The following is a 21086-nucleotide window of genomic DNA, read 5'->3' on the forward strand; positions in this document are numbered from 1 at the left end:
GCCACACCGAACCGCCTCACGAAAGCTATTCCACTGACCGACCAGAGAGACAGACGCACCATGCCGAAATTTGCAGCGAATCTCACCATGCTGTTCAACGAAGTCCCGTTCCTCGACCGCTTTGCGGCCGCGGCGGACGCGGGCTTTCACGCCGTCGAATTTCTGTTTCCGTATCCGTATCAGATCGCCGAATTGAGCGAGCGTTTGCAGCAGAATCGCCTGAAGCTGGTGCTGCACAACCTGCCCGCGGGCAACTGGGAAGCCGGCGAACGCGGCATTGCGTGCCTGCCGGATCGCGTGAGCGAATTCCAGGAAGGCGTGGGCCGCGCGATCGAATACGCGAAAGCGCTGAAGGTGCCGCAACTGAACTGCCTCGTCGGCATTCCGACGGCCGGCGTCGATGCGGACAAGGCGCGCTCGACCATTGTCGAGAACCTGCGCTTCGCCGCGGGCGAATTGAAGAAGGCCGGCATCAAGCTGCTGGTCGAACCGTGCAATTCCTACGACATTCCGGGCTTCGCACTGAATCGTTCTGCTGAAGGCCTGGATGTGATCCGCGCAGTCGGTTCGGACAATCTGTTCCTGCAATACGACATCTATCACATGCAACGGATGGAAGGCGAACTCGCGGCGACCATCAGGAAGAATCTGCCGCAGATCGCGCACATCCAGCTCGCCGACAATCCGGGCCGCAACGAACCGGGCACCGGCGAAATCAACTACCCGTTCCTGTTCGATCTGCTCGACTCGCTCGGCTACGACGGCTACGTCGGTTGCGAATACAAGCCGCGCACGACCACGACCGCCGGCCTCGGCTGGATTCAAAGCGTGGCCGGGCAAACCCGCGGCGCAGCCCACGCCGCCGCCTGAGCGCCGCATCGCTGCATTGATCGCCGGTACAGGCGCTTTAAGCCCCGAAAGACGCCCCGAAGGACGTCCTCTCGCGGGACACCCAACAACACTGGAGATTTAGACACATGGCAAAGATCGGTTTTATCGGCCTCGGCATCATGGGCGCGCACATGGCGCGCAACCTCATCAAGGGCGGCCACTCGCTGTTCGTGAATGGCGCGTATCCGGTGCCGGAAGATCTGAGCAAGACGACGAGCGTCGTCGCGAATTCGACCGCTGTTGCGCAGGCCGCCGACATCGTCATCATCATGGTGCCGGACACGCCTGACGTCGCCAACGTGCTGTTCGCCGACGACGGCGTTGCCGCCGGCCTTTCGCAAGGCAAGCTCGTGATCGACATGAGCTCGATCTCGCCGCTCGACACGCAAGCGTTCGCGAAGAAGATCAACGCGCTGGGCGTCGACTATCTGGATGCGCCGGTCTCCGGCGGCGAAGTCGGGGCGCGCGAAGCGACGCTGACGATCATGGTGGGCGGTCCGGAAAAAGCCTTCGCCACGGCCAAGCCGCTGTTCGAACTGATGGGCAAGAACATCTCGCTGATCGGCGACAACGGCGCGGGTCAAACCTGCAAGGTCGCCAACCAGATCATCGTCGCGCTGAACATCGAAGCCGTGGCCGAAGCACTGCTGTTCGCGTCGCGCTCGGGCGCCGATCCGGAACGTGTGCGCAAGGCTTTGATGGGCGGCTTCGCCTCGTCGCGGATTCTCGAAGTGCACGGCGAGCGCATGACCAAGCGCACGTTCAACCCGGGCTTTCGCATCGAACTGCACCAGAAGGATCTGAACCTCGCGCTCGACGGCGCGCGCAAGCTCGGCATCGCTCTGCCGCATACGGCGAGCGCGCAGCAACTGTTCAGCGTGTGCGCGGCGAATGGCGGCAAGGCCTGGGATCACTCGGCGATGGTGCGTGCCCTCGAAATCATGGCCAACTATGAAGTCGCGCAAGCGCCGGGCAGCGAAGCCAAGGCAGCTTGATTGCGCATCATGCAGTAACACGGACCGCCCTGATGGTTGCATTGTCAACGTCATGGCGGTCGCAGGTGGGGCGCCCGGTTCGTCGTGCGATAGGCACGGCGGAACGGGCAAATCGTGCCGCTCTGGGCTGAGAGCGGCAAGTGGGGTCCGCAGCGGCACCCGGCGACGCCGGGGAAGCCTTGGTCGGTCAGACGTCGTCGTCGGGTGTCCGGCTGTCGGATTTCATGCTTTACCGATGCTTATGCTTTTTCGGCCAAACTCTCGCAGCGGGTGCATCATGCGCGCCGCCTGCCAGCACCTCTCTTTGCCGGGCCACGCGCGCCGGCCCGCAAGTCCGCTTGCATTTGCTTGCAACTCCGTCCTTCCGGCTCAACCTTTTTTGACACATCGCTCCGCGCTTTTCTCCTACACTCGTTAAGTCTGGTTGCGGGCGGTTCAGCGTTCAAGTGCGGCTTGTCGATCATGGCAACGCGTGTCCTCTGCTTCATTCGCCCGATTCCCAACCAGTTTTCAACCCGTGAGCGGAATGTGCTTGCGCCAGTAACCTATCTGCAAAGGATTCAGAATGAGCATCTTCGGTGACATCGTACATAAGCTCTTCGGCAAAGCGAAACCGGACCAGCCTGCGCCCGCGGTTGAGCCGACACCGGATCCGGCAGCGGCGCAAGCTGCCGCACCGGCGGCTGCACCGGCGCCCGCGCCGCTCGCCGACGTCGACGTTGCTGTCGTGATGGACCAGTTCGTGAGTGAGAGTGGACAAACGTTGAACTGGCGCACGTCGATCGTCGACACGCTGAAAGCGCTCGGCGTGGACAGCAGCCTCGAACATCGCAAGGAGCTCGCAAAAGAGCTGAAGTTCACTGGCGACACGAACGATTCCGCAAGCATGAACATCTGGCTGCATAAACAGGTCATGCTGGCGCTGGCGGCGAACGGCGGGAAGTTGCCTCCGGATCTGGCGGACTGACGGACTGGCGGCGTCGCCTATGGTCGGCTAAAGCAAAAAACTTGAACTGAAACGACAACGCGGCGCTCGGGTCGATGACCTGGGCGCCGCGTCGTCATTCAAGCGTCATATGCGGGACACGGTTCTGACTTTGAACCGGACCGCCCGCGCACAATCAATACTTGTCGAAAGTCTTCTGCAGCGCCACGGGTCCCGTGCCGCCCGCGGCCAGCGCCAGCATCAGCAGCACGCGCGCCTTGTACGGATTTAGCGAACCCGCGCTGACGAAACCGAGCGCGTCGTCGGCGGCCGCGCCGTTGCGCATCACATGCCCCGAGCCGACACGCGAGGCACGCACCACCGCCACGCCTTGCGAAGCGGCATCGGCCAGCGCCTGTTGCACCGAGGTATGAATCGAGCCGTTGCCGGTGCCCGCCACGACGATACCGCGCACGCCAGCGGCAACCAGCGCATCCACGGCAATCCGCGTCACGCCCGCATAACTCACCACGATCTCCACATGCGGCCACTTCGAGCCGATCACGAATTCGGTCGCGAGCGTATGCGGACGCACCACGCCGCGCTGGAATTCGACGCGGCCGTCCTGCACCCAGCCCAGTGCGCCGATTTCAGGCGAATGAAATGCATCGACCGCGTAGGTGCTCGTCTTCACCACATCGCGCGCGCTGTGAATCTTGTTGTTGAAGGCCACCAGCACGCCCTGCCCGCGCGACGCCGCGTGCGCCGCGACCGTCACGGCGTTCAGCAGATTCAGCGGACCGTCGGCGGACAGCGCCGAGGCCGGGCGCATGGCCGCCGTCAGCACGACCGGCTTGTCCGACTTGACGGTCAGATGCAGCAGATAAGCGGTTTCTTCGAGCGTGTCGGTGCCGTGCGTGATCACCACACCGTCAATGTCGCTGTCGGCGAGCAGCGTGTTGATGCGCTGCGCGAGCGTGGTCCACAGCGGCATCGCCATGTCCTTGCTGTCGACGCTGGCGATCTGCTCGGGCGCGATGCGCGCCACCGTGGACAAGGCCGGCACCACGGCCAGCAATTGCTCGACACCGACCACACCGGCCTGATAGCCGGACGTATTGGTGGCGTCCGCAGCCGCGCCGGCGATCGTGCCGCCGGTCGCGAGCACGGCGATGCGCGGCAACGGCGGCGTGGCGCCTTCGTCTGAAGGCGTAGCGGAGGAAGAAGTCGAAGTGTTCATGGCGGCGATTGTAAGCGATGCGCCGCGCGCCGCCATGCATGGATAAACAAATGGCCCTTCACCGACCCGGCGCATCCATCAAACCGCTTCTCGCAATTGCGCGGCGATCTCCGCTTCGTTCAACTGCGGCGCGAACATCTCGATCAACCGGTAGGCATACGCGCGCAGGAACGCGCCTTTGCGCAAACCGACCCGCGTCGTGCTCGCTTCGAACAGATGTTGCGTGTCGAGCGCGACCAGTTCCGTGTCGCGCTTCGGATCGTAGGCCATTGCCGCGACCACGCCGATACCCATGCCGAGTTCGACATAGGTCTTGATCACGTCGGCGTCGATTGCGGTCAGCACGACATCGGGCAGCGCCCCCGCTTTCGCGAATGCCTGGTCGATATGCGAGCGGCCCGTGAAGTCCTGGTCGTACGTGACGATCGGGAATTCGGCGATCTCGTCGAGCGTCAGATTCTGCCGGCCCACCAGCGGATGGTCCTTCGGCACGACCACGACGTGATGCCACGAATAGCACGGGAACGTGACGATATCCGGGAAGCGGTCGAGCGCTTCGGTGGAGATGCCGATGTCCGCTTCACCGTTGATGATCATCTGCGCGATCTGTTGCGGGCTGCCCTGGCGCAACGCCAGATGCACCTTCGGGAACACCTCGGTGAATTGACGGATCACCTTCGGCAACGCATAACGCGCCTGCGTGTGAGTGGTCGCCACGACCAGGTGGCCGCTATCCTGATCGGCATACTGGCGCGCGACGCGGCGCAGATTCTCGGCGTCGAGCAGCATCCGCTCGATCAGCTGATGCACCGCCTTGCCCGGCTCGGTGAGGCCCGTCAGACGCTTGCCGCGTCGAATGAAAATGTCGACGCCGAGTTCGTCTTCGAGATCCTTGATCTGTTTCGACACGCCTGACTGCGAGGTGTACAGCACGTTCGCCACCTCGGTCAGGTTCATGTTCTGACGCACGGCTTCGCGCACGAAGCGCAATTGCTGGAAATTCATCTGTATGTCTCCGGTTTGTCCAGAGTTGAGTTATTTGAGTTTGATTGAAACACCGAGTCGTGTTGCCGCGCGACTGACTGCACCGCGCTCACTGCCCTCATTGCGCCGGGAACACGCGCAAGGCACGCGGCACCGCGGTCACGCCGTCGCCGATAGAGAGTTGCAGATCGCGCCACGCTTCCCGATCGAGCTCGGCTTCGAGCAGGTTGCCCTCGCGGCCCGCGAGTTCCACGCGCACCGAGCCGCCCAAGGTCACCACGCGCCGCACGTCGACCACAATGCCTTCGCGGTGGCCCGATGCCTGCGGATACAACTGCAGATCGTGCGGACGCACATAAGCGAAGGCCGGACCGCTGAAATCGGCCTTGATCGACACCGGAAGCGCCGCGCCGTCGACCACGAAACCGCTCGCGTCGACCTTGCCGTGCAGACGGTTCGCGGCGCCGAGAAACTCGTAGACGAACGAGGTCTGCGGATGGTCATACACGTCCTGCGGACTGCCCACCTGCTCCACGTGCCCGCGATTGAGCACGACGATACGGTCCGCCACTTCGAGCGCTTCTTCCTGATCGTGCGTGACGAAAATCGTCGAGATATGCAGATCGTCGTGCAGGCGCCGCAGCCAGCTACGCAACTCCTTGCGCACCTTCGCATCCAGCGCGCCGAACGGTTCGTCGAGCAGCAGCACTTTCGGTTCGACCGCCAACGCGCGCGCGAGCGCGATACGCTGCCGCTGGCCGCCCGACAATTCCGACGGATAGCGTTGCGCGAGCCAGTCGAGTTGCACGAGCTTCAGCAGTTCATGCACCTTCTCGCGGATCACCGCTTCCGAGGGACGTTCCTTGCGCGGCTTCACGCGCAAGCCGAACGCCACGTTCTCGAACACCGTCATATGACGGAACAGCGCGTAATGCTGGAACACGAAGCCCACTTCCCGCTCGCGCGCGCCGACCGTCGCCACGTCCTGGCCTTGCAGCACGACCTGGCCGCCGTCCGCGTATTCGAGCCCGGCAATCACGCGCAGCAAGGTGGTCTTGCCACAACCCGACGGCCCGAGCAGCGCGACCAGCTCACCCGGCGGAAAGTCGAGTGTGACGTTATCGAGCGCGACGAAATCGCCGAAGCGCTTCTGCAGGTTACGAACGGTGATACCCATTACAGCTCTCCTTGCTTGAGCGGGTGTTGCTGCGATGCATGCGTTGTGTGGGTTGCGGGTGTTGCGCCCACCGGCGTGGTAACCGGACCGGCGTACGCGGGCACATCTCGCGCGGCCGACAGTTCCGCCGACATATGGCGTTCCGCGAGCAGCTTCAGGCCGAGCGTCACGAGCGCGAGCAGCGCCAGCACCGACGCCACGGCGAACGCCGCCGAGAAGTTGTATTCGTTGTAGAGAATTTCGACGTGCAGCGGCATCGTGTCGGTCTGGCCGCGAATATGGCCCGACACCACCGACACGGCACCGAACTCGCCCATTGCCCGCGCGTTACACAGAATCACGCCATACAGCAGGCCCCATTTGACGTTCGGCAGCGTGACGCGGCGGAAAGTCTGCCAGCCCGACGCGCCGAGCACGTGCGCGGCTTCTTCTTCGTCGTTGCCTTGTGCCTGCATCAACGGAATCAGCTCACGCGCGACGAACGGGAACGTCACGAAGATCGTCGCCATCACGATGCCCGGCACCGCGAAAATGATCTGGATGTTGTGGTCCTGCAGCCACGGGCCGAACCAGCCCTGCGCGCCGAACATCAGGACGTAGATCAAGCCCGAGATCACCGGTGAAACCGAGAACGGCAGATCGATCAGCGTGGTCAGGAGCGCCTTGCCGCGGAATTCGAACTTGGCGATACACCATGAAGCCGCGAGACCGAACACGAGGTTCAACGGCACGGCGATGGCGGCGGTGATCACGGTCAGCTTGATCGCCGAGAGCGCGTCCGGGTCGGCGAGCGATTCCAGATAGAAACCAAGACCCTTGGCCAGCGCCTGATAAAAGACGGCGACGAGCGGCACCACCAGAAACAGCGCGAGGAACAGCAGCGCGATGGCGGTCAGAATCCAGCGCACGAGCGGCGGTTCGGTGACAGGGTCGGGACGGCGCGCGACATTCAGTGGCGCGCGCGGCGCCACCGCAACGGCAGCGGCGTTGTTCGCAACACTCGCGGCGGATACGTCATTTACGGTTCGCCGGCTCATTGCACACCTCCGCCGATTGCGGCAACGCTCGCCACACTGGCGGCCGGCACCGGGCCCGCGCCACCGCGGCCCGTGCGGCGCTGCAAATACCACTGCAGGGTATTGATCAGCAGCAGCATCAGGAACGACACGACCAGCATCACCACCGCGATAGCCGTGGCCCCCGCGTAGTCGTATTGCTCGAGCTTCGTGATGATGAGAAGCGACGTGATTTCCGACTTCATCGGTACATTGCCGGCAATGAAAATCACCGAGCCATACTCGCCGAGCGCGCGCGCGAAAGCCAGCGCGAAGCCCGTCAACAGAGCCGGAAACACGGCCGGCAGCACCACGCGGCGAAACGTCAGCCAGCGCGAAGCGCCCAGGCACGCGGCCGCTTCTTCCTGTTCGCGTTCGAATTCTTCGAGCACCGGCTGCACCGTGCGCACGACGAACGGCAAACCGATGAACGTCAGCGCGACCAGCACGCCGGCCGGCGTGAAGGCGATTTTCAGGCCGAGCGGTTCGAGGAACTGTCCGATCCAGCCGTTGCCCGCATACACGGCCGCAAGCGAAATGCCGGCCACCGAAGTGGGCAGCGCGAACGGCAGATCGACCACGGCGTCGACGATGCGCTTGAACGGAAACGTGTAGCGCACCAGCACCCACGCCACCAGAAAGCCGAACACCGCGTTGATCAGCGCGCCGCCGAGCGCGGAGAAGAACGTCAGGCGATACGACGCGAGCACGCGCGGCGAACTCACCGCGCGCACGAACTGGCTCCAGTCGAGCGTCGCGGTCTTCAGAAAGGTCGCCGCAAGCGGAATCAGCACCACGAGGCTCAGATAAGCCACCGTGATGCCGAGTGTCAGGCCAAAACCGGGCAAGGCGCTCGGTTTTCGGAAGGTCAACGTCGTCATGCTCGTTACTCGTTCAGGTTGATGCTCGTGTTTCCGGCCGCCGGGCCCTGGCTGGCCAAAAGCGCGCCCCTTGGGGCGCGCTCCGGAGTGACGCGTTGCCGCATCGCTTTGCTGCCTATGCCGGTGAAGGCAACGGCTCGATCGTTACTGCGGTTGATAGATCGAATCGAACACGCCGCCGTCGGCAAAGTGCGTCTTCTGCGCGTTGGTCCAGCCGCCGAACGAATCGTCGACCGTGTACAGCTTCAGCTTCGGAAACTTGGCGGTCAGCTCGGCCGGCACCTTGTTCGATCGCGGACGGTAGAAGTTCTTTGCCGCGATTTCCTGGCCTTGCTCGCTATACAGGAAGTTCAGATACGCTTCGGCGAGCTTGCGCGTGCCGTGCTTGTCCACCACCTTGTCCACCACCGCAACCGGCGGCTCGGCCAGAATGCTGACCGACGGCACCACGATCTCGAACTTCTCCGGTCCGAACTCCTTCAGCGACAGGAAGGCTTCGTTTTCCCATGCGATCAGCACGTCGCCGATACCGCGTTGCACGAAGCTGGTGGTCGCGCCGCGCGCGCCCGAATCCAGCACGCCGGCGTTCTTGTAGAGCTTGCCGACGAATTCCCTGGCCTTCTGATCGTTGCCGCCCGGCTGATGCTCGGCGTATGCCCATGCCGCGAGGTAGTTCCAGCGTGCCCCGCCCGAGGTCTTCGGATTCGGCGTGACGATCGACACACCCGGCTTGATCAGGTCGTCCCAATCCTTGATGTGCTTCGGGTTGCCCTTGCGTACCAGAAACACGATCGTCGACGTGTACGGCGACGCGTTATCCGGCAAGCGCTTCTGCCAGCCCTTGTCCAGCAAACCCTTGTTGGCCAGCGCGTCGATGTCGTAAGCGAGCGCGAGCGTCACGACGTCGGCCTGCAGACCGTCGAGCACCGAACGCGCCTGCGCGCCGGAGCCGCCGTGCGACTGCTTGAAGGTGATCGTCTCGCCGGTCTTCGCCTTCCATTCCTTGCCGAACGCCTGGTTGACGTCCTGATACAGCTCGCGCGTCGGGTCGTATGACACGTTCAGCAGTGTCGTGTCGGCAGCGTGCGCCTGCGCCATCACGCCGAGCGCGCTCGCCGCGCCCAATGCGAGCGCCGCGATGAGTTTCTTCGTTTTGCCTGCCAGCCCCGTACCTTGGTGATTCATGTCAACTTTCTCCGCGTTGTGCGCTGAAACAGCGTGTGGTGTCTTTTTGCGTCGCGGTCACGTGCACATGAACGCCAACTGGAGGCCAGTCTATCGAAGGGCTTTCATCATTAAAAATAATGTTTCTTCATTCTTTAATACGCAAAAGTGGTAATGACAGCTGGATAAGGCGTTGCGGCACGAAAACGGGTGTTGGAGCGTCGTTTGACGACGCTGCAACGCCACCCCTCGGCACGAACTTAAAGTAAAGCTTGAATTGCGCGGAATACTGTATAAAAATACAGTCACCTGTTCATACATACAGTGGCGCCATGACCAAACTCACCGCACGACAGCAGCAGGTTTTCGATCTGATCCGCAGGGCTATCGAACGCACCGGCTTTCCGCCCACCCGCGCGGAGATCGCCGCCGAACTGGGCTTCAGCTCGGCCAACTCGGCAGAAGAACATCTGCGGGCGCTCGCCCGCAAGGGCGTGATCGAACTCGCGGCCGGCGCGTCGCGCGGCATCCGCCTGCTGGCGGGCCCGGAAGATTCGCCGCACCAGTTCACGTTGCCGCACGCCAGCATCATGCAACTGTCGCTACCGCTGATCGGGCGGGTGGCCGCGGGTAGCCCGATCCTCGCGCAGGAACATATCTCGCAGCACTACGCGTGCGACCCGGCGCTGTTTTCGAGCAAGCCCGATTACCTGCTGAAGGTGCGCGGGTTGTCCATGCGCGACGCGGGCATCTTCGACGGCGACCTGCTCGCGGTGCAAAAGAGAACGGAAGCCAAAGACGGCCAGATCATCATTGCCCGGCTTGGCGACGACGTCACGGTCAAGCGCCTGAAGCGCCGGCCGAACGGGCTCGAGTTGATCGCCGAGAACCCCGATTACGAAAACATCTTCGTTGAAACCGGCAGTGCGGAATTCGCGCTGGAAGGTATCGCCGTGGGGCTGATTCGCCCCGGCGAGTTCTGAACGGTCAGGTTCCAGGCGGCTTGTTTCCCAGCACTTCGATCCAAGCCCCTTCTTGCCCGTTCGACAGAGTAGAAAGCCGCGCCAACGCCGCATTAACGCCGCATTAACGCTGCATCGTCTGGAGAGTCTCATGGAACGTCTTGCCCGCCTGCTGCCTTTTCGCCAGTTCGGTCGTCTGCGCCATCTTCGCAAGCTGGTGCCCTGCTCATTGATCGAGGCGTCCACGGCCAGCACGCCGTCGCTGTTCGATGCGCCGGACAGCGTGTCGAGCCTGCCATCGTCGTTGCCGGCGTTTGCCCGCGTGTCGCTGAACTCGGGTCTGAATACGGCCGAACCGGCCCGTCGCGCACCGGTGCGGGTCTATCACGGCCCGTCGCGGCTCATCATGGTCGGCACGGTAGACGCTGTGTGCCGCATGATCGACCGCTGCATTGCCGACGAGGCAAACGTCCACGGGGCAGTATTCGAGTCTTGATGGAAGGTATGGCGGGCGGCGATATCGCATCGCATGGGATCGTTTTCGTGTGGCCGCGGTCCACGTTAGATCACACCTGATGGAGAGTCCCATTCGATGGCAGTTTCGAAACGCATTAAAGGCGGCGCCACCCGGCCGCTGATCGTCACGCTGATCGTGATTGTGCTAATCGCGGCGCTCGGGTTTGCGTACGCGTCACCGTATCTCGCGCTGAACAATCTCAAACGCGCCGCCGATGCGCGCGACACGCAAACGGTCAATCAATACGTCGACTTTCCCGCGTTGCGCGAGAGCCTGAAGCAGCAGGTCGCCGGGCTGCTCACGCGGCGGCTCGACGCGCACAGCAACGGCAATCCGCTGGCCGCCATTGGCGCGATGATCGGCGTCGCGCTGATTGGCCCGCTCGTGGATGCCTATGCCACGCCAGACGGCGTGGCGGCCTTGCTGAACGGCATGCCGCCGCGCGGCGATCCGGGCGAACGGCCGCCCGCACCGCCTGCAGCGAACACGCCGGCGGATGGCGCCGCGGCCTCATCCGCACCGGCGGCGCCTACGGCGCCTGCCATCGGCAACGCAGGCAACGGCAACACTAACGCCACGCCGGCGCAACCGCCGCAAACCACCGCGGGCTATCGCGGCCTCAACGAGTTCGTCGTCAGATACCAGCACGGTGCTGGCGACGCGCGTTACTCGGCGATTTTTCAGCGCGAGGGTGTCTTCACATGGAAGCTGGCCGCGGTCAACCTGAACGAGTGATCGCCTGGGGTCGTCGGGCCGAGGCGACCGGCCCGTTGAGCACGCTCGCGGTAGCGCTGCACCCAGCCGCGATTTCCAGCCGCTATCAGGCCGCCGCCTGCTGCTGCTCCTGGGCCGAAGAACACGCCACCAGAATGCTGCACGAGACGCGGTCGAGCAGCGGCGTATTGCCCGCGCCCATCCACCAACGTGACAAACCGGTGCGGCAGCGGTGGCCAACCACAACCAGGTCGACGTGCAATTCATTGGCAAGGTTGGCGATCTCGTCGATCGGATGGCCGAACGCGAAATGCCCTTGTGCGCTCACGCCTCGCTCGGTGAGCCAGTCCACGCCTTCCTGAAGGATGTCGCGGGCAGTCTTTTCGAAGCTGCCGCAAGCCACGTCGGTCAGCAGGCCCGCGCTTTGCGCAATGCTCGAACGCATATCGACGACCGACAACAAGTGCGTTTCCGCTTTCAGATCCAACGCCAGATCGGCGCCGCAACGCAATGCTTTGCGGCCTTCGCGCGAGCCGTCGTAGCACAGCAGGATTTTCTGGTAGCTCGCCATGATTTTTCTCCCTTCGCGCGGGACGCGCGATCTGAATGAATCATGGTGCGCCGCAATTCAGGTTGCAAGGGATGGAAAACGCTAACTGTGCGGTAACGGCACACAAGCCACGCTCTAAAGAGGTGCGCGCGCCAACAGGCTTGCTTGCGCTCGTTGCCGCAGTGCGGGAAACCCGTGCGGGAGCGTCGGGCGCGCACCAACGCCGAGCCGCCGATGCCCTAGAATAGGCGGCCTTCCCGGCCATTAAAATCATCCATGTCTGTTCCGGAGACTCGTTCGATCCATGCCTGAAGCCGCCATCGAATTTCACGAGGTCAAAAAAAGCTACGGCGAAAAGACCGTCGTCGACGGACTGTCGTTCCATGTCGACGCCGGGGAATGTTTCGGCCTGCTCGGCCCGAACGGCGCGGGCAAAACCACCACGTTGCGCATGCTGCTCGGCATCGCCTCGCCGGATGCGGGCACGATCCGCCTGTGCGGCGAGCCGATTCCCAGCCGCGCGCGCGTGGCGCGGGCGCGCGTCGGCGTGGTGCCGCAGTTCGACAATCTCGATCCCGACTTCACGGTGCGCGAGAACCTGCTGGTGTTCGGCCGCTACTTCGGTTTGAGCGCCGCGCAATGCCGTGCGATGGTGCCCTCGCTGCTCGAATTCGCGCGCCTGGAGAGCAAGGCGGATGCGCGCGTGAGCGAACTGTCCGGCGGCATGAAGCGGCGCCTCACGCTGGCGCGCGCGCTCGTCAACGATCCCGACGTGCTTATCATGGACGAACCGACCACCGGCCTCGATCCTCAGGCGCGGCATCTGATCTGGGAGCGGCTGCGCTCGTTGCTCGCGCGCGGCAAGACCATTTTGCTGACCACGCACTTCATGGAAGAAGCCGAACGGCTCTGCCACCGGCTGTGCGTGATCGAGGAAGGACGCAAGATCGCCGAAGGCGCGCCGAGCGAATTGATCGCCTCCGAGATCGGTTGCGATGTGATCGAGATCTTCGGACCGGATCCGGTCGCGTTGCGCGATGAACTGGCGCCGCTCGTCGAGCGCACCGAGATCAGCGGCGAAACGCTGTTCTGCTACGTCAACGACGCTCAACCGGTGCATGCGCGGCTCAAGCAGCGCGCGGATCTGCGCTATCTGCACCGGCCGGCGAATCTGGAAGACGTGTTCCTGCGGCTCACCGGCCGCGAGATGCAGGACTGAAGAAGCATGTGAAGAAGCATGAATAGCGGCATCGCACGCAACGCGCTACAGCCATAACGACGAAGCACGTCCCCTCGGGGACACCGCACGAGACACGCAATGGACGCACGCACCTACGACTCCCCGGGCGAGACCCCGTCGAAACAGGAAACCTTCGCCGCTTTTCCCGCGAACGCAACCAACTGGATCGCCGTGTGGCGCCGCAATTATCTGGTGTGGAGAAAGCTCGCGCTCGCCTCGATGTTCGGCAATCTTGCCGATCCGATGATCTACCTGTTCGGCCTCGGTTTCGGGCTGGGGCTGATGGTCGGCCATGTCGAGGGCGTGTCGTATATCGCCTTTCTCGCGGCGGGCACCGTGGCGTCGAGCGTGATGATGTCGGCGAGTTTCGAGTCGATGTATTCGGGCTTCTCGCGCATGCATGTGCAGCGCACCTGGGAGGCGATCATGCACACGCCGCTGACGCTCGGCGACATCGTGCTCGGTGAAGTGATCTGGGCCGGCAGCAAGTCGATGCTGTCCGGCGCCGCGATCATGCTGGTGGCCGGCGCGTTGGGCTACGCAAATTTTCCGTCGATGCTGCTGGCGTTGCCGGTCGTCGTGCTGACCGGCCTCGCATTCGCGAGCATCGCCATGGTCGTCACAGCGCTCGCGCCTTCGTACGACTTCTTCATGTTTTACCAGACGCTGGTGTTGACGCCGATGCTGTTGCTGTCCGGCGTGTTCTTTCCGGCATCGCAATTGCCCGCCGTTGCGCGCGGCGTCACCGAAGTGTTGCCGCTGGCGCATGCCGTCGACCTGATGCGGCCGGCCATGCTGGGACGTCCAATCGAACATGCGCTGTTGCATGTGGCCGTGCTGGCGGCGTATGCGGTAGGCGGGTTTGTCGTGGCGGCGATTCTGTTTCGCCGCAGGATGATGAAGTAGGCTTCGGCTTTCGATAACCATAGGCGCCGAGGCCGGGTCGCTCAGTGTCGATCCCAACGTATCAGCGCCTGCCGCGACCCGGACCGGCTCAGTCCTCGTCGTCGGTCCATGGAATGTCCACGTCGGAAATGAACGCCACCGTGGCGAACGGCCCGCCGTCCTGACGGCCGATCTTGCCGTCGGCACGCTGCCATTCGACGCGGAACATCGTGCCCGGCTCATCGGCGATCAGTCGAACCGTGCGAACCTCGTCCGGATCGGCTTCTTCCACCGGACCGTCGAGCGAGATCTGCAATTCCTGCGGCCACAGCCCGTCGGCCGGATCATAGATCTTGTCGCCGTCGGGAATCAGGGTAAAGGCTTCCACGCCGATCGTCGCCGAGGCCTCCACGATCATCTTGCCCAACGCGCGCAGCAATGCCGTCGCTCGCGCCGAATTCGCCTGACGGATTGCAAGATCCCCGCGCGTCAGCGCCTGCTCAAGTTTTGGGTTTGTTTTTTGTTGCGCCATTCGATGTCCTGAGTTCCTATCGCTCTGTTGTGGACGGCGCGCTGCATCGAGCGCGCGCCGCTCTCCATTTTTCGGGCTGAATCCTACCACTGGTGTGCGCTGCAGCAATCCCTGCCGCGCAGTCCGGCGCTTTCAGCCGGCCCCGTCCACCACAGTTTAGGTCGTGATTCGTGATCCGGCAGGGACATTTGCCTTTCAATCGGCGCTGAATGGATCGCTATCGCACGCACGCCATCCCTTCGCCCTAACGTTCGCGGCCGGCCGCAAACGTAGCCTTGCCGCCTGGAAGCCCGGCGGGCTATCCGTGCCTTTGCGCGTTCAGCGCGGGGGCGTGGTTCGCTTTCGAACGGCCTTCATGGCAGTCCCCTGCGCCGGCTTCGCACCCGCGATTTCCGTGATCAGATAGTCCCTGAAGGCTCGCACCGACGGCGGTAACTCACGCCCCGCCATGGTCTGAACCTGAATGCTGCGCTGGCGCATTTGGGGATGCGTGAGCGGCATCACGACGAAGCCGTCGTCCGCGTAACGGTCGCGCACGGACAGCAGACCCGTGAACATGATCGCGCCGGACTTCTGCGCGTAACGGTACATGGCGCCGCTATTGTTGCAGGTGAGATCGGGCTCGAGCAGGATGCCTTCGAGCGCACAGGTAATGTCGATCAATTGACGAATCGTCGTGCCGGGCTCGGGCAGCACCAGCGGATAGCGCTGCAAGTCGGCGAGCGACACTTTCGCGCGCGCGGCCAACGGATGATCGGCGCGCAGCAGCGCCAGCACCGGCGCGCGCTCCGTGTGCTCGACCTTGACGCCTTTTTCCGGCGCGAGGCTGAAGGTCAACGCAAGATCGGCGTCGCCGTCGCGCACCCGGCGGGTCGCCGCGTCCGGTGACATGACCGACAGCGTGAAGTCGATGCCCGGATACTGAACGCGAAAGCCCGCCATCGCGGTAGGCAGGAAATCGGCGGCGAATCCCTCCGAACTGGCCAGCTTGATCATGCTGCCGTGCATGGTTTCGAGCCCGCCGATCTCCTTCATCACATGCTCCGCCTCGAGCAGACTGCGCTGCGCGTACGCAAGCAGGCGCTCGCCTGCTTCGGAAAGCGCCATGCCGCGCGGCCGCCGCTCGAATAGCGCGACGCCGAGGTCGCCTTCGAGTCGCACCACCTGGCGGCTGATTGCCGACACGGCGACATGCAGACGTGCGGAGGCGTCGCTGATCGAGCCGGTGCGCGCGACTTCGACGAAATAGCGCAGCGCGATGCCATGCAGCGAAAGTGCCATGAGTGATGCCTCATTCAACGGTAGGCGCTGCCAGGCCGATGGCCGCCGGCAGTTTTACTGCTTGCGCTGAGCTTTGCCTTTTCGGCAACGCAAGCTTCGAAAGACGATCATTGTGACAAAAAAAACGGCCTCCTAGAATCGATTCGACGCTGCAGACCGTGGCCTGTCTCAATCGCCCCGCAATCGACCCGCAATCGCCCCGCGATCGAGCCCGAGACCACGCGCCGCCCGCCCCACATTCGCCCGCATTGGAGACACCTATGAGCCGCACCGAGGCCATCGAGCACGCCACACACCATTTCGAATCCGGCGCCTTTCTCGAAACGCTGAACCGCCGCGTTGGTTTTCGCACGGAAAGCCAGGAGAGCGATCGCGCCGCCGCGCTGCTGTCGTATCTGACCGACGAAATCACACCCGAAGCGGTGGCCCTCGGTTTCAGCACACGCATCGTCGCGAACCCGGTGGACGGCTTCGGGCCGTTCCTGATCGCGAGCCGCCACGAGGCCGACGACCTGCCGACCGTGCTGATCTATGGACATGGCGACGTGGTGCGCGGCTACGACAGCCAGTGGCGCGCGCCGCTGACACCGTGGGCCGTGACCGTCGAAGGCGAACGCTGGTTCGGCCGCGGCACCGCCGACAACAAAGGTCAGCACACCATCAACCTCGCCGCGCTGGCGAGCGTGCTGGCCGCGCGCGGCGGCAAGCTCGGCTTCAACGCAAAGCTGCTGATCGAGATGGGCGAGGAAACCGGCTCGCCCGGACTCGACGAAATCTGCCGCGCGCACCGTGAAGAACTCGCCGCCGACGTGCTGATCGCCTCCGACGGCCCGCGTCTCGCCGCGCGCCGCCCTACCGTGTTCCTCGGCTCGCGCGGCTCGGTGAATTTCAAGCTGTCGTTGAATCTGCGCGACGGTGCGCATCATTCCGGCAATTGGGGCGGTCTGCTGCGCAATCCGGCCACCGTGCTGGCGAATGCGTTGTCGAGCCTCGTCGATGCGCGCGGCGTGATCGCCGTCGAGGGTTTGCGTCCGCCGCCGATTCCCGAGGCGGTGCGCCGTGCGCTCGCCGATATCACGGTGGGCGGCGGCCCGGGCGATCCGGCGGTCGACGACAACTGGGGCGAGCCCGGCCTGAGTGCGCCTGAGCGCGTGTTCGGCTGGAACAGCTTCGAAATACTTGCGTTCAAGGCCGGCAACCCGGAGAACCCGGTCAATGCGATTCCTTCGGCGGCGTTCGCGCATTGCCAGCTGCGCTTCGTGGTCGGCACCGATTGGGACAATCTCGAACGGTATCTGCGCACGCATCTGGATGCGCACGGTTTTTCCGAAGTGCAGATCGAAGTCGAGCGCGGCGCGCCGGCCACCCGTCTGAACCCGGACGATCCATGGGTCACGTGGGCGATTGCGTCGCTCGAACAGACCACCGGCAAGAAGACCGCCGTACTGCCGAACCTCGGCGGCACGCTGCCCAACGAAGTCTTCGCCGACACGCTCGGCCTGCCGACCCTGTGGGTGCCCCACTCGTACCCGGCCTGTTCGCAGCACGCGCCGAATGAGCACCTGCTCGGACCAGTCGTGCGCGAAGGTCTGCAGATCATGGCGGGCCTCTTCTGGGATCTCGGCGAAAACTCCCCGCGCGCGACAACCCGCGGCGCGATCTGAGCGACGCCTGAGCATCTGAGCAGCACCCGAGCAGCATCTGAGCAAAGCCCGAGCGACATCCACGCGCTCGGGCCCGGCACGCCGTTATCCGTTTATCTCACGAGGCACGTCCACGATGAGCACGTCCACTTTGCAAGCCAGCGCCGCGCGGCCTTCCGCCGCGAAGGTCCATCGCATCATTCTCGCGGCGTCGATCGGCAACGCGCTCGAATGGTTCGACCTCGTCGTCTACGGTTTCTTCGCGGTGACTATCGCGAAGCTGTTCTTCCCGGCACGCACCGAAGCGATCTCGCTGATGCTCACGCTCGGCACCTTCGGCATCTCGTACCTGATCCGGCCGCTCGGCGGACTCGTGCTCGGCTCACTCGCCGACCGCGCCGGACGCAAGGCGTCGCTGCTGCTCTCTATCGCGCTGATGATGATCGGCACCCTGACGATCGCCGTGATGCCGCCGTACGCTGCGATCGGGCTATGGGCGCCTGCCGGCATCATGCTCTCGCGCCTCGTTCAAGGTTTTTCGGCAGGCGGAGAGTTTGGCGCATCCACGGCATTCCTGGTCGAACATGCTCCCGAGCGACGCGGCTTCATGGGCAGCTGGCAGTTCGCGAGCCAGGGCATGGCGACGCTGCTCGCCTCCGGCTTCGGCGCGCTGCTGACAAGCCAGCTCACCGCGGCGCAACTCGAATCGTGGGGATGGCGCGTGCCCTTCCTGTTCGGCCTCGCGATTGGTCCGGTCGGTTTCTATATTCGCCGTTACGTGGACGAAGGCGCCGAGTTCAATGCGGAGCCGAAAGCCCGCACGCCTCTGCGCGACCTGTTCGGCACGCAGAAAGTCCGCATGCTGCTCGCGGTCGGCTCGCTGGTCATTTCGACGGCGGCCAATTACATGATCCTGTACATGCCGACCTACGCGATCAAGCAATTGCACCTGCCCGCCTCCACCGGTTTCGCGGCGACGCTTGCCACCGGCGTCGTGCTCACCGTGCTGACGCCTTTCGCGGGTCACCTGTCCGACAGCCTCGGGCGCATCCGCATCATGGCGGCGGCCGCCGTGCTGATGCTGATGACGGTTTATCCGGCCTTCGTCTATATGAACGCGCATCCGTCATTCGTGACGATGCTGCTCGCGCTGATCTGGATCGGCGTATTGAAGGCGACGTATTTCGGCGCGCTGCCCGCGTTGATGTCGGAGATCTTCCCGACGCAGACGCGCGCGACTGGCCTGGCGGTGAGCTACAACATCGGCGTGACGGTGTTCGGCGGCTTCGCGCCGTTCGTGATTACCTGGCTGATCGATGCTAGCGGCAACAAACTGGCGCCCGGTTTCTATCTGATGTTCTGTGCAGTGGCGAGTTTGCTCGCGCTTTATGCCGTACGCGCAAAGTTGAAGATTCGCTGAGCGTGCGTCGAGGTGTGACGCAATTGCAGAAGCGGATCAATTGGCAAGCTCCCGGCCAACTAGCCGGGGCAGCCAGATAACGCAGCGATTCGAGCGGAACTGCATGTTCCATCAAACCCGACTCGAATCGCAGCGCCGGTAATCGCACATCAAGGCGCGGGATTCGGCTGCAACTCATGCAGCGCATCGATTTCCGCGAGCACTTCCGGCGAGAGTTTCACGTCGACGCTGGCGATGTTTTCCTTCAGCTGATCGAGCGAGGTCGCGCCAATCAGATTGCTGGTCACGAACGGCCGGCTGTTGACGAACGCGAGCGCGAGTTGCGCGGGCGACAACCCGTGGCGCTTCGCGAGTTCCACGTAACGCGTGGTGGCCTGCACCGCTTGCGGCTTGCTGTAGCGCTGGAAGCGCTCGAACAGCGAGATGCGGGCGCCGGCCGGACGCGCGCCGCCTTCGTACTTGCCCGACAACCAGCCGAAGGCCAGCGGCGAATAAGCCAGCAACCCGATGTTGTCGCGATGCGCGTATTCCGACAAACCGGCTTCATAAGTGCGATTGAGCAGGCTATACGGATTCTGAATGCTGACGATGCGCGGCAAGCCGAGCTTTTCGGCCGCGCGCAGAAACTGCGCGACACCCCACGGCGTTTCGTTCGACACGCCGATGTGGCGCACCTTGCCCGCCTTGACGAATTCGGCGAGCACGGACAGGGTTTCTTCGATCGGCACCGTATAAGCGTCGTCGACCCACGGATACGCGGGGCGGCCGAACGTCATCGTGCTGCGATCCGGCCAGTGCAGTTGATACAGATCGACGTACTCCGTTTGAAGGCGCTTCAGGCTGTCGTTAAGCGCTTCGGTCAGATTCTTGCGGTCGAACTGGTTGCCTTCGCCACGAATATGGCGCGGGTTATGCGGTTGACGCGCGGGGCCCGCGATCTTGGTGGCGAGCACGATTTTCTCGCGTGCGCCGCGATGCTGCGCGAGCCATGTGCCGATGAAGCGCTCGGTCGAACCTTGCGTCTCGGCACGCGGCGGCACCGGGTACATTTCAGCGGTGTCGATCAGGTTGACGCCGTGATCGAGTGCGTAATCGATCTGCGTATGCGCTTCCTGCTCCGTGTTCTGCTCGCCCCATGTCATGGTGCCGAGACCGATCAGGCTGACCTGCACATCGGAGTCGCCGAGTCTGCGGTATTCCATTGAACTTGTCCTGTTATTTGGTTGAACGAAAAGTGCTGACATTACCACGCCGGCGCGATACCTGCAGGGCACGCTAAAATGCATGCTCCAACGGGCGCTGCCCGCTTTCTCCACACGCAACGTTTCTCCGCGCCCCGACCTTGTGCAATGAATCCCGAACACCTCGAACTGCTGGTCACGCGTGTCATGCCTTACGGAAAATATAAGGGCCGCCTGATTGCGGACTTGCCCGGTCATTATCTAAACTGGTTTGCCAGTCAGGGCTTTCCGCCGGGAGAAATCGGCCGGCTGCTGGCCTTGATGCAGGAGATCGATCACAACGGCCTGAAGTCGCTGCTCGATCCTCTGCGCAAACGCTGATCGCTTCGCGGTGAAAGCCGCGTGAAGTGTCGTGAAGCGCGGTTGAAAGTTGCCGCGCAGGCATCGTGCAAGTAATGCAAGCCTGTACAAATTTATACAGAGTTTTGCTTGTACCTTGCGCACTGGATGGACTTTAATCCACGTAGGTCTTCGCGCGTTTTGCCGTGGTTCGCGCCGTGGTTCGCCCCATCATTCGCATCTCATCCTGCCTGCCCGTCCATGTCTGATTTCAGCTTGTCCGCGCTGCTTGAATTTATCGGCCACGACCTTTCGCCCGTGCGTGCCGTCATCGCATTCTTTCTGATCGGCTACCTCGTCGTCGGACTACCCGTTCATTTCCGCCAGGGCGCCGCATCGCGCGACATCTGGGGCACCGCGGCCGGCGTGACGATGGCCGCGATCTACGCGGCGTTCATCATCGGCGTGTACCCGGCCCTGCATCATTCGGGTAGTGTGTTGCGGTAATAC

Annotated in this window: 22 protein-coding genes; 12 read left to right on the forward strand and 10 right to left on the reverse strand. The window is 63.4% G+C overall.

Annotated elements, in window-relative coordinates; all coding sequences use genetic code 11:
- Positions 1–60 precede the first annotated feature (60 nt).
- From hyi to P0D68_RS08785, 3 genes are all read left to right on the forward strand, one after another.
- On the forward strand, positions 61–870 hold the full coding sequence (hyi, locus tag P0D68_RS08775) for a hydroxypyruvate isomerase (protein ID WP_091794583.1): 810 nt from the start codon (positions 61–63) through the stop codon (positions 868–870).
- 107 nt (positions 871–977) lie between these two features.
- Positions 978–1886 carry a 2-hydroxy-3-oxopropionate reductase gene (locus P0D68_RS08780; RefSeq protein ID WP_091794585.1) on the forward strand — a complete coding sequence of 303 codons (909 nt, stop codon included), beginning with the start codon at positions 978–980 and terminating at the stop codon, positions 1884–1886.
- A 565-nt stretch (positions 1887–2451) separates the two neighbouring features.
- Positions 2452–2853: a DUF3597 domain-containing protein gene (locus P0D68_RS08785; RefSeq protein WP_091794589.1), complete on the forward strand. Its 402-nt coding sequence runs from the start codon at positions 2452–2454 to the stop codon at positions 2851–2853.
- 154 nt (positions 2854–3007) lie between these two features.
- On the opposite strand, the gene P0D68_RS08790 is transcribed toward P0D68_RS08785, so the two are convergent.
- From P0D68_RS08790 to P0D68_RS08815, 6 genes are all read right to left on the reverse strand, one after another.
- Complete coding sequence (locus tag P0D68_RS08790) at positions 3008–4051, reverse strand: asparaginase (protein WP_408293373.1); 1044 nt, start codon at positions 4049–4051, stop codon at positions 3008–3010.
- A 78-nt stretch (positions 4052–4129) separates the two neighbouring features.
- Positions 4130–5056 (reverse strand): CysB family HTH-type transcriptional regulator, encoded by a 927-nt coding sequence (locus P0D68_RS08795; RefSeq protein ID WP_408183132.1) that lies wholly within the window; start codon positions 5054–5056, stop codon positions 4130–4132.
- Between the two features lie 97 nt (positions 5057–5153).
- On the reverse strand, positions 5154–6212 hold the full coding sequence (locus tag P0D68_RS08800; RefSeq protein WP_091794594.1) for a sulfate/molybdate ABC transporter ATP-binding protein: 1059 nt from the start codon (positions 6210–6212) through the stop codon (positions 5154–5156).
- Positions 6212–7249, reverse strand: a complete 1038-nt coding sequence (gene cysW / locus P0D68_RS08805; protein WP_408293377.1) for a sulfate ABC transporter permease subunit CysW — start codon at positions 7247–7249, stop codon at positions 6212–6214. The genes P0D68_RS08800 and cysW overlap by 1 nt, the downstream gene beginning before the upstream one ends.
- Positions 7246–8148, reverse strand: coding sequence for a sulfate ABC transporter permease subunit CysT (gene cysT / locus P0D68_RS08810; RefSeq protein WP_091794598.1), 903 nt, complete (start codon positions 8146–8148; stop codon positions 7246–7248). The genes cysW and cysT overlap by 4 nt, the downstream gene beginning before the upstream one ends.
- Before the next feature lie 144 nt (positions 8149–8292).
- Positions 8293–9333 (reverse strand): sulfate ABC transporter substrate-binding protein, encoded by a 1041-nt coding sequence (locus P0D68_RS08815; RefSeq protein WP_091794600.1) that lies wholly within the window; start codon positions 9331–9333, stop codon positions 8293–8295.
- Between the two features lie 311 nt (positions 9334–9644).
- Here P0D68_RS08815 and lexA point away from each other — a divergent pair, with 311 nt between their 5' ends.
- From lexA to P0D68_RS08830, 3 genes are all read left to right on the forward strand, one after another.
- Positions 9645–10295, forward strand: a complete 651-nt coding sequence (lexA, locus tag P0D68_RS08820; RefSeq protein ID WP_091794602.1) for a transcriptional repressor LexA — start codon at positions 9645–9647, stop codon at positions 10293–10295.
- 130 nt (positions 10296–10425) lie between these two features.
- Positions 10426–10770 (forward strand): hypothetical protein, encoded by a 345-nt coding sequence (locus tag P0D68_RS08825; RefSeq protein WP_408183119.1) that lies wholly within the window; start codon positions 10426–10428, stop codon positions 10768–10770.
- 96 nt (positions 10771–10866) lie between these two features.
- The gene (locus P0D68_RS08830) at positions 10867–11526 is read left to right on the forward strand and encodes a DUF2939 domain-containing protein (protein ID WP_408293382.1); all 660 of its coding nucleotides are present in this window, start codon (positions 10867–10869) and stop codon (positions 11524–11526) included.
- Positions 11527–11611: 85 nt separating this feature from the next.
- Here P0D68_RS08830 and P0D68_RS08835 read toward each other — a convergent pair whose 3' ends face one another.
- A complete protein-coding gene (locus P0D68_RS08835) occupies positions 11612–12076 on the reverse strand; it encodes a universal stress protein (RefSeq protein WP_091794608.1) in 465 nt (154 codons plus the stop codon).
- A 283-nt stretch (positions 12077–12359) separates the two neighbouring features.
- Here P0D68_RS08835 and nodI point away from each other — a divergent pair, with 283 nt between their 5' ends.
- Positions 12360–13274: a nodulation factor ABC transporter ATP-binding protein NodI gene (gene nodI, locus P0D68_RS08840; protein ID WP_408293385.1), complete on the forward strand. Its 915-nt coding sequence runs from the start codon at positions 12360–12362 to the stop codon at positions 13272–13274.
- A 99-nt stretch (positions 13275–13373) separates the two neighbouring features.
- On the forward strand, positions 13374–14201 hold the full coding sequence (locus P0D68_RS08845) for an ABC transporter permease (RefSeq protein ID WP_408293388.1): 828 nt from the start codon (positions 13374–13376) through the stop codon (positions 14199–14201).
- 88 nt (positions 14202–14289) lie between these two features.
- Here P0D68_RS08845 and P0D68_RS08850 read toward each other — a convergent pair whose 3' ends face one another.
- Both P0D68_RS08850 and P0D68_RS08855 read right to left on the reverse strand, forming a co-directional pair.
- The gene (locus tag P0D68_RS08850; protein WP_091794614.1) at positions 14290–14712 is read right to left on the reverse strand and encodes a hypothetical protein; all 423 of its coding nucleotides are present in this window, start codon (positions 14710–14712) and stop codon (positions 14290–14292) included.
- 318 nt (positions 14713–15030) lie between these two features.
- Positions 15031–15993 carry a LysR family transcriptional regulator gene (locus P0D68_RS08855; RefSeq protein WP_408293392.1) on the reverse strand — a complete coding sequence of 321 codons (963 nt, stop codon included), beginning with the start codon at positions 15991–15993 and terminating at the stop codon, positions 15031–15033.
- Between the two features lie 260 nt (positions 15994–16253).
- On the opposite strand from P0D68_RS08855, the gene P0D68_RS08860 reads away from it, so the two are divergent.
- Together P0D68_RS08860 and P0D68_RS08865 are read left to right on the forward strand one after the other, a co-directional pair.
- Positions 16254–17657, forward strand: a complete 1404-nt coding sequence (locus P0D68_RS08860) for a M20 family metallopeptidase (RefSeq protein WP_408293395.1) — start codon at positions 16254–16256, stop codon at positions 17655–17657.
- Between the two features lie 115 nt (positions 17658–17772).
- Positions 17773–19056: an MFS transporter gene (locus P0D68_RS08865; RefSeq protein ID WP_408293398.1), complete on the forward strand. Its 1284-nt coding sequence runs from the start codon at positions 17773–17775 to the stop codon at positions 19054–19056.
- 149 nt (positions 19057–19205) lie between these two features.
- On the opposite strand, the gene P0D68_RS08870 is transcribed toward P0D68_RS08865, so the two are convergent.
- Positions 19206–20258 (reverse strand): NADP(H)-dependent aldo-keto reductase, encoded by a 1053-nt coding sequence (locus P0D68_RS08870; RefSeq protein ID WP_408293401.1) that lies wholly within the window; start codon positions 20256–20258, stop codon positions 19206–19208.
- A 147-nt stretch (positions 20259–20405) separates the two neighbouring features.
- On the opposite strand from P0D68_RS08870, the gene P0D68_RS08875 reads away from it, so the two are divergent.
- Both P0D68_RS08875 and P0D68_RS08880 read left to right on the forward strand, forming a co-directional pair.
- Positions 20406–20618 (forward strand): DUF3820 family protein, encoded by a 213-nt coding sequence (locus P0D68_RS08875; protein ID WP_091794623.1) that lies wholly within the window; start codon positions 20406–20408, stop codon positions 20616–20618.
- A gap of 219 nt (positions 20619–20837) precedes the next feature.
- The gene (locus P0D68_RS08880; protein WP_408293408.1) at positions 20838–21083 is read left to right on the forward strand and encodes a hypothetical protein; all 246 of its coding nucleotides are present in this window, start codon (positions 20838–20840) and stop codon (positions 21081–21083) included.
- Positions 21084–21086 lie beyond the last annotated feature (3 nt).

The sequence above is a fragment of the Paraburkholderia sp. RL17-380-BIE-A genome, assembly GCF_046028085.1.
In the GTDB taxonomy this organism is placed as follows: Bacteria; Pseudomonadota; Gammaproteobacteria; order Burkholderiales; family Burkholderiaceae; genus Paraburkholderia.